The organism is Pseudomonas abieticivorans (genome assembly GCF_023509015.1).
Taxonomy (GTDB): Bacteria; Pseudomonadota; Gammaproteobacteria; order Pseudomonadales; family Pseudomonadaceae; genus Aquipseudomonas; species Aquipseudomonas abieticivorans.
In genome coordinates this window covers 6,193,733-6,207,963 of sequence record NZ_CP094975.1, presented here as the reverse complement: position 1 = coordinate 6,207,963, position 14,231 = coordinate 6,193,733, and the positions used below count along the sequence as shown (strand labels likewise).

Here is a 14,231-nt window from a genome sequence, read left to right as displayed (position 1 = left end):
CCACAAGGAGCGTCAGCCATGAACGCCTTGACCCATCCCGCCACGCTAACGCTGGACACCGCCGCCTTTGAGTTGGTGCGGGCCTTGAGCTGCGCCTTGGCCAATGCCGAAACCTGCGGCCAGCAGGCCCTGTACCATGCCTCTCAAGCCCTGTGCGTGCACTTGCTGGCACACGTGGGCGAGCCACCGATGGCAACGCCGCAGCGCGTCGCCTTGTCACCCTGGCAAGAGCGCCTGGCCAAGCAGACCATGCTTGAGCACCTGGGCAACGGCCTGTCGATCGCCCAGGTGGCCCGTACCTGTTCACTGTCGCGCAGCCACTTCTCCCGCGCGTTCAAGCAAACCACCGGCCTTGCCCCGCGCGACTGGCTGGTGCAGGCGCGGCTGGACAAGGCCAAGGCGTTGTTGAGCGAAAGCACCGCGAGCCTGTCGCAGATCAGCCTGGACTGCGGCTTTGCCGACCAGTCGCACTTCACCCGGGTGTTTGCCCGCGCCACCGGCAAGACGCCCTTCACCTGGCGGCGCTCGGCCTGAAGGGGCATCTATTTAACGGCCAACGACCGCCTGCCCACGCTTTTATGCTTGACTGGCAAAAGCCCCCTACGTACCCCTGATGCCTGGACCGACCTATGAACCGCAATGACCTGCGCCGCGTGGACATGAACCTGCTGGTGATTTTCGAGGCGCTGATGTTCGAGCGCAACCTGACCCGCGTCGCCGAAAAGCATTTCATGGGCCAGCCCGCCGTCAGCGCCGCATTGGCGCGCTTGCGTGACCTGTTCGATGACCCGCTGCTGATTCGCAACGGCCGCAACATGGACCCCACGCCCCGCGCCCTGGCAATCCTGGGCGAACTGCAACCGGCGTTGGACACCATCTCTGGCGCCGTCAGCCGGGCCAAGGACTTCGACCCCGCCAATGCCTGCGACACCTTCCGCATCGGCCTGTCGGACGATGCCGAGTTCGGCCTGTTCCCACCGCTGTTGAACGCACTGCGCGAAGAAGCGCCCGGCATCATCATCGTGGTGCGCCGCACCAATTACCTGCTGATGCCGGCGATGCTGGCCTCGGGCGAAATCTCGGTGGGGGTCAGCTACACCACTGAGCTGCCGGCCAACGCCAAGCGCAAGAAGCTGCGCGACATCGGCGTCAAGGTGCTGCGCGGCGATTCGCGCCCAGGCCCCATGAGCCTGGATGAATACTGCGAGCGCCCCCACGCGATGGTCTCGTTCTCCGGTGACCTGAGCGGCAACATCGACCTGGACCTGGCGCGCGTCGGCCGCACGCGCCGGGTGGTGCTGGGCGTGCCGCAATTCAGCGGGCTGCGCTCGTTGCTCAAGGGCACCGACCTGATCGCCACGGTGCCCGATTACGCCGCCTGCGCCCTGGTGGACGACGGCGGCCTGCGTGCCGAAGAGCCACCGGTGCCGATCGTGCCGGCGGAGCTGTCGATGGTGTGGAGCGGGGTGCACGACAACGACCCGGCCGAGCGCTGGTTGCGTTCGCACATCGGTTGCTTCATGTCGCAAGCCTTGCCGCTGGCCTGAGCCGCAACGGGCGCACGTGCGTGACAAAGGCAGCACGCCGGTGCAATCGCCGCCAGCCGTTACCCTTCATCCTGTAGGCCTGTGTGTGCCGCCCAACCCCGGGGCGCGCTTGCCAAGGACCCAACACGATGAGCCCCGATAACGCCTGCCATGTCGACAACACCGCCCAAAGCGTTGCCCTGCTGTGGCTGCGCCTCGGCGCCTCGGTGTTGCTGTTGTGGGTGCATGGCCTGCCTAAGCTTGCGAACTACACCCGCCAGTTGCAGCTCATCGAAGACCCGTTCCACCTCGGCGCCGCGCCCACCCTGTGCCTGGCGATTTTCGCCGAGGTGCTGTGCCCGCTATTGATCATCGCCGGGGTGTTCACCCGGTTGGCCTGCTTGCCCATCCTCGCGGTGCTGTTGATTGCCCTGATCTTCGTGCACCCGCAGTGGAGTGTGGCCGAGGGTCAATTCGCCTGGCTGTTGTTGCTGCTGTTCACCACGATTTTGATCGCAGGCCCCGGGCCGTTCGCCCTGGGCATACGGCTGCCTGGGCCCCTGCGGTTTGCCTGAGGTGCGGCAGGCCCTTTGTCCACGCTCCCCTACAGTGAAGGAACCCCAATGAACGCCGATCTGATTCTTTTCAATGGACAATTCCATACCGTTGACCGTGAAAAGCCCAAGGCCAGCGCCGTGGCGATCAAGGACGGCAGGTTCATCGCCGTGGGCACCGATGCCCACGCCATGGCTTACCGCGACACCGGCACCCAGGTCATTGACCTCAAGGGCCGCACGGTCATCCCCGGGCTTAACGACTCCCACCTGCACCTGATCCGCGGTGGCTTGAACTACAACCTGGAACTGCGCTGGGAAGGCGTGCCGTCGCTGGCCGACGCCCTGCGCATGCTCAAGGACCAGGCCGACCGCACCCCCACGCCGCAATGGGTGCGGGTGGTGGGCGGCTGGAATGAATTCCAGTTCGCCGAAAAACGCATGCCCACCCTGCAAGAATTGAACGCCGCGGCCCCCGACACGCCGGTATTCGTGCTGCACCTGTACGACCGCGCCTTGCTCAACCGCGCCGCCCTGCGCGTGGCCGGCTACACCCGCGACACACCCAACCCGCCAGGCGGCGAGATCGTGCGCGACAGCAACGGCGACCCCACCGGCATGCTGGTGGCGCGGCCCAACGCGATGATCCTCTACGCCACCCTGGCCAAGGGCCCCAAGCTGCCGCTGGAATACCAGGTAAACTCCACGCGCCAGTTCATGCGCGAACTCAATCGCCTGGGCCTGACCAGCGTGATCGACGCCGGCGGCGGTTTCCAGAATTACCCGGACGACTATCAAGTGATCGAGCAGTTGGCCAAGGCGCAACAGCTCACCGTGCGCATCGCCTACAACCTGTTCACCCAAAAACCCAAGGAAGAGCTGGCAGACTTCAAGAACTGGACCCACAGCGTCACCCTGCATCAGGGCGATGACTTTCTGCGCCACAACGGCGCCGGCGAGATGCTGGTGTTCTCGGCGGCCGACTTCGAGGACTTCCTGGAGCCTCGTCCAGACTTGCCACACACCATGGAGCAGGAACTGGAACCGGTGGTGCGCCACCTGGTCGAGCATCGTTGGCCATTCCGCTTGCACGCCACCTACGACGAATCGATCAGCCGCATGCTCGACGTGTTCGAGAAGGTCAACCGCGACGTGCCGTTCAACGGCCTGCCGTGGTTCTTCGACCACTGCGAAACCATCACGCCGAAAAACATCGAGCGGGTGAGGGCGCTCAACGGTGGCATCGCCATCCAGGACCGAATGGCCTTCCAGGGCGAATACTTTGTCGACCGCTACGGCGCCAAGGCGGCCGAGGCCACGCCACCGATCAAGCGCATGCTGGCCGAGGGCGTACCGGTGGGCGCCGGCTCCGACGCCACCCGGGTGTCCAGCTACAATCCCTGGACCTCGTTGTATTGGATGGTCAGCGGCAAGACGGTGGGCGGCCTGGCGCTGCACCCCGAAGGTCTGTCGCGCGAGGTGGCGCTGGAGTTGTACACCCATGGCAGTGCCTGGTTCTCGTCCGAACAAGGCAAGAAGGGCCAGGTCAAGGTGGGCCAACTGGCCGACGTGGTGGCCTTGAGCGCGGACTATTTCACGGTCGATGAAGAAGCGATCAAGTGGATCGAGTCGGTATTGACCGTGGTAAACGGTCAGGTCGTGTATGCCGACGGCGATTTCCAAGCGCTGTCGCCGCCCCAGGTACCGGTGCTGCCGGACTGGTCGCCGGTGGTCAAGGTGTCCGGGCATTGGCGGGCCAGCCAACCCCTGCAAGCGCAAGTGCACCAGTGCAGCGGGCCATGCGGCGTACATGCCCACACCCATGAACGGGCGCGCCTGTCGAATGTGCCAGTCAGTGATTTCCAAGGCTTTTGGGGCGCCTTCGGGTGCTCGTGTTTTGCCTTTTGATGCTGCAATAACCTATCCCTTACCAAGGAGTCAGAGATGAGCCAAGTAGACGGTTACAAACGCCTGAACAAAGACGATGCCGTGGTGTTGCTGGTCGACCACCAGACCGGTTTGATCTCGCTGGTTCAGGATTTCACCCCCAACGAGTTCAAGAACAACGTGTTGGCCTTGGCCGACTGCGCCAAGTTCTTCAACCTGCCGACCATCCTCACCACCAGTTTTGAAAACGGCCCCAACGGCCCGCTGGTGCCCGAGCTCAAGGAAATGTTCCCGGACGCCCCCTACATCCCGCGCCCAGGGCAGATCAACGCCTGGGACAACGAAGATTTCGTCAAGGCCATCAAGGCCACCGGCCGCAAGCAATTGATCATCGCAGGCGTGGTGACCGACGTGTGCGTGGCGTTCCCCACCCTGTGCGCCTTGGCCGAAGGCTTTGATGTGTTCGTGGTCACCGACGCCTCCGGCACCTTCAACACCACCGTGCAACAGGCGGCCTGGGCACGCATGAGCGCGGCTGGCGCGCAACTGATGAACTGGTTCGCGGTGGCCTGCGAGCTGCACCGCGACTGGCGCAACGACATCGAAGGGCTGGGTAACCTGCTGTCGCAGCGTATTCCCAACTACCGCAATCTGATGAACAGCTACACCGCGCTGACAGCCAAGTAAGGCAACCTGGCCCCGGCCCTTTTTCGCGAAGGGCTGGGGTGGCAGGGGGGGCGGTTTCCAGCGCCGGCCAGGGAAGTTTGCGCGGCTCAGTAGAGGAAAAATTGGCTCAAACCCTGGTTGCGCAGCCCCTTGCGGTAGGCGATCGAACTCATGTCCGCCGGGATGTGCACCTCCAGCATCGGGTCCAGCGGCAGGCGTTCGGGCCTTTGCGATTCGACGATCAGCCGGTCCTCCTCGAACACCTTCAGGTTGAAGGCATGGCAGTCTTCCACCGGCAGGTCCTTGTCGAAATTGCGCGCGATGGGTGCGAACAGCCGGGTAACTTTTGACGATACCGGCGACGCCGCGTTCATGATCACCAGCCGACCCTCGTTGGGAAAGTGCACGGTCAGGGTGGCGGTGAAGGGCAAGTGCACCTGGAAGTGCCGCAGCCAATTGAAGTCATCGCACACCTTGCCATCGATGCCGATGGGGTAGTTGCCCACCGAGCTGTTGTAGTGCACTTCAAAGCCCTTGCCGGTTTCCACGGGGCGGTAGGGCGGGATCTGGGTGTTGTCGGGGTCGCCGAACGTGTCGGTGTGCACGAAGCCGAAGTGTGCGACGTCCAGAAAGCCCTCCAGTTGACGGCCGGCAAAGGCCTGGATGTCGACGGTGGGACAAATGATCTGCTGGAACTGCGGGTCTTCCCAATGGGGCATGGTCGGGATGTCGACGCCGTTGTCCTGTGGGTCCAGGCAGGTCCACACCAGGCCGTAGCGTTCGATCGCAGGGTAGGTGAACAGGGCCATGCGCGCCGGGATCGTCCCGTTGGGGCTGGCGGGTATTTTGTTGCAGCGCCCGCCGTGGCCAAAGCGCAAGCCGTGGTAGGCGCACACCACGCCTTGGCCGTCGCTTTTGCCCATGCTTAGCGGCACTCCACGGTGCGGGCACACGTCCCGCGCTACCACCAGTTCGTCACCCAGGCGGTAGAGCACCAGGGGTTCGTCCAGCAGCATGGCCTTGATCGGTGCCTGGCCCACGGCAGCCGACTGCGCGATGGGGTACCAATGGGCCGCCAGAATGCGCCAGTCACTTTCGATGAAGGTGCAGTGCAGCGGTAGGGAGCGGTCTTTGATCATGGGCGGTTCACTCATCGGGTCTGGGCGGCGAGGCGCTCTGCAGGGCGCTTTGGGATGGACTTTAGGGGGGCGACGTGATGAACTCCAGCATCGTTTTTTCACCATCGCGTTGCAAAAAAGGCAACACATGTTCCCCTTCTCGCGCTTCACTCGCTATTTCCTGGAAGTGGCCCGGCACCGCAGCATTCGCCAGGCCGCCGAGGTGCTGCACGTCTCGGCTTCGGCCATCGACCGGCAGATCCTCACGGTCGAACAAGAGCTGGGCGTGCCGCTGTTCGAGCGCCTGCCCGGCGGCCTGCGGCTGACCTCGGCCGGGGAGCTGGTGTTGGCCAACGCCCGGCAATGGCAAAAGGACTACGCCCGCACCCGCGAGCAGATCGACGAGATGCAGGGCTTGCGCCGCGGCCACGTGGACATCGGCTTGATCGATGCGCTCAGTGAAGGCCTGGTGGCAGAGGCGGTGGCCGCGTTGATGGCGCAGTACCCGGGGCTGACGTTCGGCATGAAGGTGGCCGACAACCAGAAAGTCGCGCAGATGATCAGCAGTGCCGAAGTGGATTTCGGCTTCATGCTCGATGCCGGCAACAGCGCGCAGTTGAGCATCAACGCCAGCACCGAGATCAAGATGGGCATCGCCATGCCGGTGACGCACCGCTTGGCCGGCAAAAAAAGCCTGCGGCTAAGCGAGACCCAAGGCGAAACGGTGATCTTCCCTGCAGAGCCCCTGGTGGTGCACACGCACGTGCGCACGCTGCACGACCAACTGCACCTGGACGTGCGCCAACGGGTGGCCTGCAACGACCTGCGCATGATGCGCTCACTGATCCGCCAGGGCGTGGGCATTGGCATGCTGTCGTGGCTGGACGTGGCCAGCGAGGTGGCGCAAAAGTCCCTGGCTTTTGTGCCGCTGACGGGCATTCATGTCAGCCACCCGGTGCTGTCGATCTGCGTGGCGCCGCACCGCCAATTGTCGCGCGCAGCCTTGCTGGCGCTTGGGGACATGCGCGACCGCATGGCGCGCCTGGGTGCGCTTCAGGGCGCAAGCGGCGATTAAGAGCATGGCGGCGCTTTCGTGGCCAGGCGCGGATTTATCCGTGAACGGCACGCCGCATCAGCGCCGGCGATGCCGGCGTCAGGCCACTGAGCAGCAACCGTGTCGCCGTGCTGGCGGCAGCCTGGTAATCAATGCCCTGGCCGCGCACGCTGGGGATCTGCCAACCCAGGCTCACACACGACTGCGCAATGGCCCACAGCGAAAGCAGCACATGCTCCGGGTCGACCGGTGCCAGCAACCCGCGGTCGATCCACTGGCGCAGGCTGGCGACGCTTTTCTGGGCCTGGACCGACCAGCGCTCGAAGGTTTCGCCGGGCAGCCGCCGGGCGCCCTCCTTGAGTTCGATCATGAACACCTTGGCGGCGAACGGCTGACGCTCGAACAGGCTGATCATCGCGGTCACCATGCCAGTCAGGGCCGCGAATGGCTCGTCGTCGGCCTTGAGCGGCATGCAAGCGTTCAGGTAGGGCGGCGCGATGTCTTCCAGCACCTGGGCGTAGAGGTTGTCCTTGGATTTGAAGTAGTACAGCACGTTGGACTTGGGCAGCCCGGCCATCAGGGCGATGCTGGCGACCGTGGTGGCCGCGTAGCCCTCGCGAGCGAAGGCCTCGCCGGCTGCCTTGATGATCAGTTCGCGCACCGGCTCCGGGTGTTCGCTCGGCTCGTTCGGCGCGGGGTTGACGTCGAACTGTGGGTCGAACGGCATGATGTACATCGCGAATTCCTTATTAAGCCCGGCGCTCGAGGCGCCGGTGAGGAGAATCGTAATATACAAAACTATATAGCGATAGCGGATTAACCAAAGGTAAACGCGTAAGCCGAGACCCCGGGGTCCATAAACTCGATGCTGAAGGTATGGTCGGTGATCGCTCCCGGTTGGCGCAGCAGCTGATACAGGCGTTGCTCCGTGACCATGCCGCTGCCGTCTGCACCCACATCGCTGCCATGGGCATCGTCGGGCGCCTTGCCATCGATCATCACGCGAAAGCGTACCGGCTTGCCATCCGCCCCCGGCCCCAGCACCAGGTGCAGGTCGCGGGCATGGAAGCGGTAGGCGATCTTGCCGGTGGGGCCTTGCAGCGAAGCGTTTTCAGAACCGATCATCCAACGGCCTTCCAGCCCCCATTGGTTCAAGCTGGGTTGGGCGGGCAGGCGGTAGGCGGCCGCGGTATCGGCGGCGATGTCGGGGGTGGAGGCAAAGTGCTCCGAGCGCCGGTAACCGACATATGTCTCCGGCGAGGCCACGTCGGCCTTGTCCGAGCCTTGCTCCACGCCGCCAGCCTGGGCCGATACCCTGTCATTGGCCACGCCGCTGTGCCCGGCTTCGCGCAGCAGGCTCTGGATCACTCGCTCGGATTCCTCGTAGGCGCCTTCGCCAAAGTGGTGGTAGCGGATATGCCCGTTGGCGTCGACAAAGTAGTGGGCGGGCCAGTACTGGTTGTCGAAGGCGCGCCAGATCTTGAAGTCGTTGTCGATGGCCACGGGGTAGGTGATACCCAGTTTTTTCATGGCCTGGGTGACGTTGCCCACGTTCTGCTCGAAGGCGAACTCCGGCGAGTGCACGCCGATCACTACCAGGCCCTGGTCGCGGTACTTGTCGGCCCAGGCCTTGACGTAGGGCAGGGTGCGCAGGCAGTTGATGCACGAGTAGGTCCAGAAATCGATCAGCACCACCTTGCCGCGCAGCGCCTGCGCGCTCAGGGGCGGCGAGTTGAGCCATTGCACGGCGCCGTCCAGCGCCGGCAGGTCGCCTTCGATCGGCAGCACGGCGTCGGGCTTGTTGGCCACTTTCATTGCTTGGCCTTGCCGGTTGGCCAGGCGATCGACCAGGCCCTGTTCCAGCGACCCGGTGGACGCGGTGGACACCTGCGACAGCAGTCCGGTGTCCAGGCCCGAGGCAATCGCCACCACACCCAGCAACATGGCCGCGCCCAAGCCACGGCGTACCCATTCACCGGCACCGATGGAGCGCTTCATGGCGGCGAACACCTTGCCGCCCAGCAACAGCGCGACGGCAAGCGAGGTGGCGGCGCCTGCGGCGTAAGCCAGCAACAGCAACGTACTGCCTACGCTGGCGCCTTGCAGCGCGGCGCCGGTCAGCACCAGGCCCAGGATCGGCCCGGCGCACGGGGCCCAGAGCAGGCCGGTGGCGATGCCGATCAAAAACGAGGCACCCGGGCGGGGCCGGCTGTCATGCCCGGCGGCTTCCGAGAGCCGGCTGCCAGCGGCGACCAGGGGCCGGGTCAGGCGGTCGGCCAGCGTGGGAAATAGTAAGGTCAAGCCGAACAATGCGACGAACACCAAGGCCAACCACCGCCCGTACTGGTTGAGTTGCACCACCCAGGCACCGCCCACGGCGGCCAGGGTAGCCACCAGGGCAAAGGTCATGGCCATGCCCACCAGCAACGGCAGGCCGCTGCGCACGAACGGTTGCCCGGTGCGGGCGAATACAAACGGTAAAACCGGCAGGATGCAGGGGCTGACGATAGTCAGCACCCCGCCGAGGTAGGCGAGGATAAGTAGCAGCATGGTCGTATCGGCCTGAGCAGAGTGAGTAGTGTGGAGCTTGGCGCAGTGCGATTCCCCGAATCCTCACGGTCACTTAAACAAATTGTGATACCTGCGCCGGAGTAGTCGCTATATAGTAAAAGATATAGCGAATACCCCCATGAAAACAGAAGAAAACCCTTCTATGAAGACTTGCAGGCCTGACCCTTCGCTATGGTTGAAATGACATAACGTGTTTGTTGATGATGGGGGATATTTGCAACTGCCCATAAAAAAGGATCTACACCATGAAAGTCAGTGCCCGCAACGTGTTCAAAGGTACCGTCAGCCAGGTTCAGGAAGGCTCGGTCAATGCCGAGGTGGTGCTGGCGCTGCCGGGCGGCGAGTCGTTGGTGGCAGTGGTGACGCTGGCCAGCGTCAAGTCCCTGGGGCTGGTGGCCGGTGCCGCTGCGGTGGCGTTGGTGAAGGCCCCTTGGGTGATGCTGATGACCGAAGCCGATGATTTCCGGCTGTCGGCGCGCAACTGCCTGGAAGGTAAGGTGGTCAGCGTCACCGACGGCGCGGTCAACGCCGAAGTGGTGCTGGAGCTGCCGGGTGGGGCGCAGGTGTATTCGATCGTCACCCGCCACGCCGTCCAGGAGCTGGGTTTGGCAGTGGGCGTGAGCGCCACGGCGGTGATCAAGGCCTCGCACATCATTTTGGGCGTGCCCAAGTAACCGTGGCCGAATCATTCAGGCAGGCGTGACCCCGTAGGAGCGGATTTATCCGCGAAAAGAACGACGCGGTGTATCAGCTGTGCCAAGGCGCCCGCTTCGCGGTTAAATCCGCGAACCGGTCGCCGCAATCCCCCGCTTAAAGCAACACCCCCTCCACCGGCTGCAACGGCGCCGGTGCTGGCTCGTCCAGCAACTCCAGCACGGCAATCTCTATGTTCCGGCACATGGCATCCAGCGGCAGGTCGTTGGGCTGGGTGTCGAACGGGTCGGAGATCTGGTCGCCCAGGGCATCGAGCCCAAAAAACGTATACGCCAGGATGCACACCGCCAGCGGGGTGAACCAGCCGATGCTGTCCACCAGGCAAAACGGCAGCAAAAAACAGTACACGTGCACGGTGCGGTGCAGCAGCAAAATATAAGGGTAGGGGATGGGCGTGCCCTTGATCCGCTCGCAGCCGCCCAACACGTAAGACAGCCGCGTGAGCTGTTGGTCGATGTTCATTTGCGCCACGTCGCTGGCGCCCGATTGCCTTGCCGCGGCCAGGTAGCGCTCGGCCAGCCGGCCGAGCAGTGCGCTGGGCGGGTTTTGCTTGCCGAGCGCCGCTTGCGTGTCGGCGTCCAAAAAAGGCGCAACCTCGGCCCCGGGGGCCGTGCCGCGTAGTTGGTGCTTGAGTAGGTAGGCAAAGCCGATCAGCCCATTGGCCAATGGCCGGCGTTGTTCGCGGGGCAAGGCGGGCAGCAGGCTGAGCGTCTGGCGGGTCAGGTTACGGCACACGATCAACATTTCCCCCCACAGGGTGCGCGCCTCCCAAAAGCGCTGATAAGCCACGGTGTTGCGAAAGCCCAGGAAGATCGCCAGGGTCAGGCCCCATAAGGTGAAGGGCGTGGCGGTCAGGCTGAACTTGAAGCTCAACAGGGTGCCGTGGATGGCCACCACGGCCGAGCTGATCAGCACGGTGAACAGCACCTTGCGCCAGATCGCGGGGATGATCGAACCCTTGAGCGAAAACAGCAACGTCAGCGTGGTGGGATTTTGCGGGCGGGTAATCACGGCCGTTGAGCACTCCGGAACAGGTTTTTTGAGGCGATGGGTATCGCTATATGATTTACTATATAGCGATGAGTGGGCCCTGTTAATAATAGGCCCCGGGAGCCGGCCGCAGGAATGCCAGAATGTTGCAGCGAACCTACCCCTACACCGCCTGGTTGCTGACCCGCAGCTTCCAGCTGCAAGAAATCGAGCTGGTCGCCCGCGGGTTTTCCAGCGACGCGTTCGACCGCACCGAAAATGGCCGCAATTACCCGGTGTGCGAGCTGTATGGTTCGCGTGAAGCCGCCTTGGCCGAGGGCGAGAAAAAACTTGCCGAGTTGGCCGCCGACATTGCCAAGCGCCAGGCCAATCTCAAACGCCGGCGCAACGAGCTGCTCAGTCAGCGTTAGGCGCCTGGGCGGTCGACGCGCGCTCAATCAGCACCACCTCCAGCATAGCCGGGTCTTCACAGGGCAAGCCTGCCAGGCGATCAATCAAATACTGCGCGGCCAACTCACCGATTGCCTGGTCAGGCACCCGCAGCGTGGTCAGGGGCGGGTGGGTGTGCGCCGCGATCTCTATGTCGTCAAAACCACAGATCGACAGCGCCCCTGGTACCTCGATACCCAGCGCCTGAGCTTCAAGCAACGCGCCCAGGGCCAGCATGTCGTTGCCGCAGATGAGGGCGGTGGGGGCGGGCTGCTGGGCCATGATGTGCTGCAAGCTGGCGCGAGCGAACGGCACCCGCCCGGCATCCGAAGTCGTGCCCATGATGGCCCTATGCGGGGGGCGCATCGCCAGGCCATGTTCGGCCAAGGTGGCATCGATGGCCTCAAGCCTGGCCTGCACGCGGCTGTTACCAGCAGGCGACTGGAAGATCACCCCCAGGCGCGTATGGCCCAGCTCCAGCAAGCGCCGGGTGATGGCGACATAGGCCCGCCCGTGGTCAAAACCCACGCAAGGGTGGGGGCTGCCGACGCGCTTGCCGAAGGTCACGATGTAAGGCACGCCCTTGGCCTTGAGCAGTTCGAACAATGCGTCGGGGTAATCATCGCCCAGCAGCGCCAAGGCATCGACGCCGCGGGCAAGCATGCCGCGCGCCTGGCGATAGCCTTCATCTGGATCGTAAGAAGAACACGCCACGAACACCGCCAGGCCGTGCTCGCCCAGGCGGCTCTGGAAGGCTTGCAGTTGCTGGTGGAATTTTTCGTGGGCCAGGGTCGGGATGATCACGCCAATGGCGTAGGAGCGCCGGGACACCAGCGAGCGCGCCGCCGCGTTGGGCACCCAGTCCAACTGCTCGATGGCGTGGCGGACTTTGGCGCGGGTTTTTTCGCTGACCCGTTGCGGCTCATTCAAATAGCGCGACACGGTGGCGGTGGAGACGCCTGCAATGCGGGCGACGTCGGCAAGTACCGGTTCGTTGGCGTCTTTGAAAGGCGAGGGCGAGGTAAGCGGGGTGTCTGCTGGAACCGTCATGGGTGCGGGTAAACATCGAAGTAAGCGGTGCGCTTAACCTAGGCGGGGGTCGTGGCAAAGTCAACGCACGATTGACTTTGACGAAGCGATAATTCTAGGATGTAAGCGCTAGACAAAATATCGAATGGGCCTTATTTTCAAACCTGAATCGTTACGTATGCACTGGTTCATGATTCGATAGCAACGTTTACGTCAACTATGATGTGCGGTTACATTCTGGCCCGTCACGACGTTTCATTGACCCTGCCTCCGAGCGATGCCCACTGGCCGCCGTGGCAGGGGCGCATTGTCCAAAAATAAGACTAAAAGAGACATGAACATGAACGAAGCCCACTCTGCCCTGTTGGTGCCCCCACGCATTCGGCGCCAGCAAACCATTGCCCTGACGCTGTTGATGATCAGCGGCGTGATCAACTACCTGGACCGCGGCACGCTCGCGGTGGCCAACGAGTTCGTGCGTGCCGACTTGAACTTGTCCCTGGGGGAAATGGGCATCCTGCTCTCGGCGTTTTCCTGGAGTTATGCCCTGTGCCAATTGCCCGTCGGCGCGCTGGTCGACCGCATCGGGCCGCGTTGGTTGCTGGGCGGCGGCCTGGTGCTGTGGTCGCTGGCCCAGGCCAGTGGTGGCCTGGTGTCCAGCTTTGGCTGGTTCGTGTTGGCGCGGGTGATACTGGGCATCGGCGAGTCGCCGCAGTTCCCGTCCGCTGCCCGGGTGGTCAGCAACTGGTTCCCGCTACGGTCGCGCGGCACGCCCACCGGCATCTTCAACTCGGCCTCGCCGTTGGGCATCGCCCTGGCCCCGCTGTGCCTGTCGGTGCTGATCGCCAACCTTGACTGGCGCTGGGCGTTCTACCTCACCGGCGCCGCCGGGCTGGTGGTGGCGGTGATCTGGCTGGTGGTCTATCGCGACCCGGTCAAGGCCGACCTCACCGAGGCCGAGCGCCTCTACCTGTACGCCGATGAATCGCCCGCCAAGGCGGCCGCGCCCAAGGTCACCTTTGCCGATTGGCGCGCGTTGTTTTCCTATGGCACCACCTGGGGCATGTTGCTCGGCTACATGGGTTCGGTGTACCTGAACTGGGTGTACCTGACCTGGTTGCCCGGCTACCTGCGCACGGCCCGGCACATGAGCCTGGAAATGACCGGGGCGGCGGCTGCCGTGCCGTTTTTCTGCGGCTTTGTCGGCGCCCTGGTGGCCGGCTGGGTGTCCGATCGCATCGCCAAACGCAGCCGCTCGGCGGTGCTGGGGCGGCGCAATTCGATGGTCATCGCCATGCTCGGCATGGTGGTGTTCACCGTGCCTGCGGCGCTGGTGGACAGCAACGTCATCGCCCTGGCATGCATCTCCATCGTGATCTTCCTGGCCAATGCCTCCTCGGCCTGCGCCTGGTCGTTGGCCACCGCCGTGGCGCCCGCCAACCGGGTGGCGTCGCTGGGTTCGATCCAGAACTTCGGCGGCTTCCTGGGCGGCGCCCTGGCACCGATCCTGACCGGCTACATCGCCCAGACCTGGAGCTTCCAACCGGCCCTGTTGACCGGTGCCGGCATCGCGTTGGTGGGTGCGCTGGCCTACCTGTTACTGGTGCGCAAACCGATACCCGAGGCCCGGGCCACGCCTGCGCCGGTGGTGGCCGCACCCGCCGTTTCCCACGTTTGAACACTGCCCCAGAGG

14 protein-coding genes are annotated in these 14,231 nt (G+C 63.9%); 9 read left to right on the top strand and 5 right to left on the bottom strand.

All coding sequences use genetic code 11. The annotated features are described in order from the left end of the window. Positions 1 to 18: 18 nt before the first annotated feature. From L9B60_RS28170 to ycaC, 5 genes are all read left to right on the top strand, one after another. A complete protein-coding gene (locus L9B60_RS28170; protein WP_249674322.1) occupies positions 19 to 534 on the top strand; it encodes a helix-turn-helix domain-containing protein in 516 nt (171 codons plus the stop codon). Between the two features lie 95 nt (positions 535 to 629). Next, the gene (locus L9B60_RS28165; RefSeq protein ID WP_249674320.1) at positions 630 to 1,547 is read left to right on the top strand and encodes a LysR family transcriptional regulator; all 918 of its coding nucleotides are present in this window, start codon (positions 630 to 632) and stop codon (positions 1,545 to 1,547) included. A gap of 128 nt (positions 1,548 to 1,675) precedes the next feature. After that, on the top strand, positions 1,676 to 2,101 hold the full coding sequence (locus L9B60_RS28160; RefSeq protein WP_249674318.1) for a DoxX family protein: 426 nt from the start codon (positions 1,676 to 1,678) through the stop codon (positions 2,099 to 2,101). A 48-nt stretch (positions 2,102 to 2,149) separates the two neighbouring features. Then, positions 2,150 to 3,988, top strand: coding sequence for an amidohydrolase (locus tag L9B60_RS28155; RefSeq protein ID WP_249674316.1), 1,839 nt, complete (start codon positions 2,150 to 2,152; stop codon positions 3,986 to 3,988). A gap of 36 nt (positions 3,989 to 4,024) precedes the next feature. Beyond that, positions 4,025 to 4,654: an isochorismate family cysteine hydrolase YcaC gene (ycaC, locus tag L9B60_RS28150; RefSeq protein WP_249674314.1), complete on the top strand. Its 630-nt coding sequence runs from the start codon at positions 4,025 to 4,027 to the stop codon at positions 4,652 to 4,654. Positions 4,655 to 4,740: 86 nt separating this feature from the next. On the opposite strand, the gene L9B60_RS28145 is transcribed toward ycaC, so the two are convergent. Continuing rightward, complete coding sequence (locus tag L9B60_RS28145; RefSeq protein WP_249674313.1) at positions 4,741 to 5,772, bottom strand: Rieske 2Fe-2S domain-containing protein; 1,032 nt, start codon at positions 5,770 to 5,772, stop codon at positions 4,741 to 4,743. 127 nt (positions 5,773 to 5,899) lie between these two features. Between L9B60_RS28145 and L9B60_RS28140 the strand changes: the two genes are divergently transcribed. Continuing rightward, positions 5,900 to 6,826, top strand: coding sequence for a LysR family transcriptional regulator (locus L9B60_RS28140; protein ID WP_249674311.1), 927 nt, complete (start codon positions 5,900 to 5,902; stop codon positions 6,824 to 6,826). 34 nt (positions 6,827 to 6,860) lie between these two features. Here the strand turns inward: L9B60_RS28140 and L9B60_RS28135 are convergent, their stop codons facing one another. Together L9B60_RS28135 and L9B60_RS28130 are read right to left on the bottom strand one after the other, a co-directional pair. Further along, positions 6,861 to 7,541, bottom strand: coding sequence for a TetR/AcrR family transcriptional regulator (locus tag L9B60_RS28135; protein ID WP_249674309.1), 681 nt, complete (start codon positions 7,539 to 7,541; stop codon positions 6,861 to 6,863). Between the two features lie 80 nt (positions 7,542 to 7,621). After that, the gene (locus L9B60_RS28130) at positions 7,622 to 9,355 is read right to left on the bottom strand and encodes a cytochrome c biogenesis protein DipZ (protein WP_249674307.1); all 1,734 of its coding nucleotides are present in this window, start codon (positions 9,353 to 9,355) and stop codon (positions 7,622 to 7,624) included. Positions 9,356 to 9,621: 266 nt separating this feature from the next. Here L9B60_RS28130 and L9B60_RS28125 point away from each other — a divergent pair, with 266 nt between their 5' ends. Then, the gene (locus L9B60_RS28125) at positions 9,622 to 10,050 is read left to right on the top strand and encodes a TOBE domain-containing protein (protein WP_249674305.1); all 429 of its coding nucleotides are present in this window, start codon (positions 9,622 to 9,624) and stop codon (positions 10,048 to 10,050) included. Positions 10,051 to 10,186: 136 nt separating this feature from the next. Here the strand turns inward: L9B60_RS28125 and L9B60_RS28120 are convergent, their stop codons facing one another. Then, the gene (locus tag L9B60_RS28120; protein ID WP_249674303.1) at positions 10,187 to 11,101 is read right to left on the bottom strand and encodes a bestrophin family protein; all 915 of its coding nucleotides are present in this window, start codon (positions 11,099 to 11,101) and stop codon (positions 10,187 to 10,189) included. A gap of 122 nt (positions 11,102 to 11,223) precedes the next feature. On the opposite strand from L9B60_RS28120, the gene L9B60_RS28115 reads away from it, so the two are divergent. Then, positions 11,224 to 11,490, top strand: a complete 267-nt coding sequence (locus tag L9B60_RS28115) for a hypothetical protein (RefSeq protein WP_249674301.1) — start codon at positions 11,224 to 11,226, stop codon at positions 11,488 to 11,490. On the opposite strand, the gene L9B60_RS28110 is transcribed toward L9B60_RS28115, so the two are convergent. Continuing rightward, on the bottom strand, positions 11,477 to 12,559 hold the full coding sequence (locus L9B60_RS28110) for a LacI family DNA-binding transcriptional regulator (protein ID WP_249674300.1): 1,083 nt from the start codon (positions 12,557 to 12,559) through the stop codon (positions 11,477 to 11,479). The genes L9B60_RS28115 and L9B60_RS28110 overlap by 14 nt on opposite strands. Before the next feature lie 319 nt (positions 12,560 to 12,878). Between L9B60_RS28110 and L9B60_RS28105 the strand changes: the two genes are divergently transcribed. Further along, positions 12,879 to 14,216 (top strand): MFS transporter, encoded by a 1,338-nt coding sequence (locus L9B60_RS28105; RefSeq protein WP_249674298.1) that lies wholly within the window; start codon positions 12,879 to 12,881, stop codon positions 14,214 to 14,216. The last annotated feature ends 15 nt before the right edge of the window (positions 14,217 to 14,231 follow it).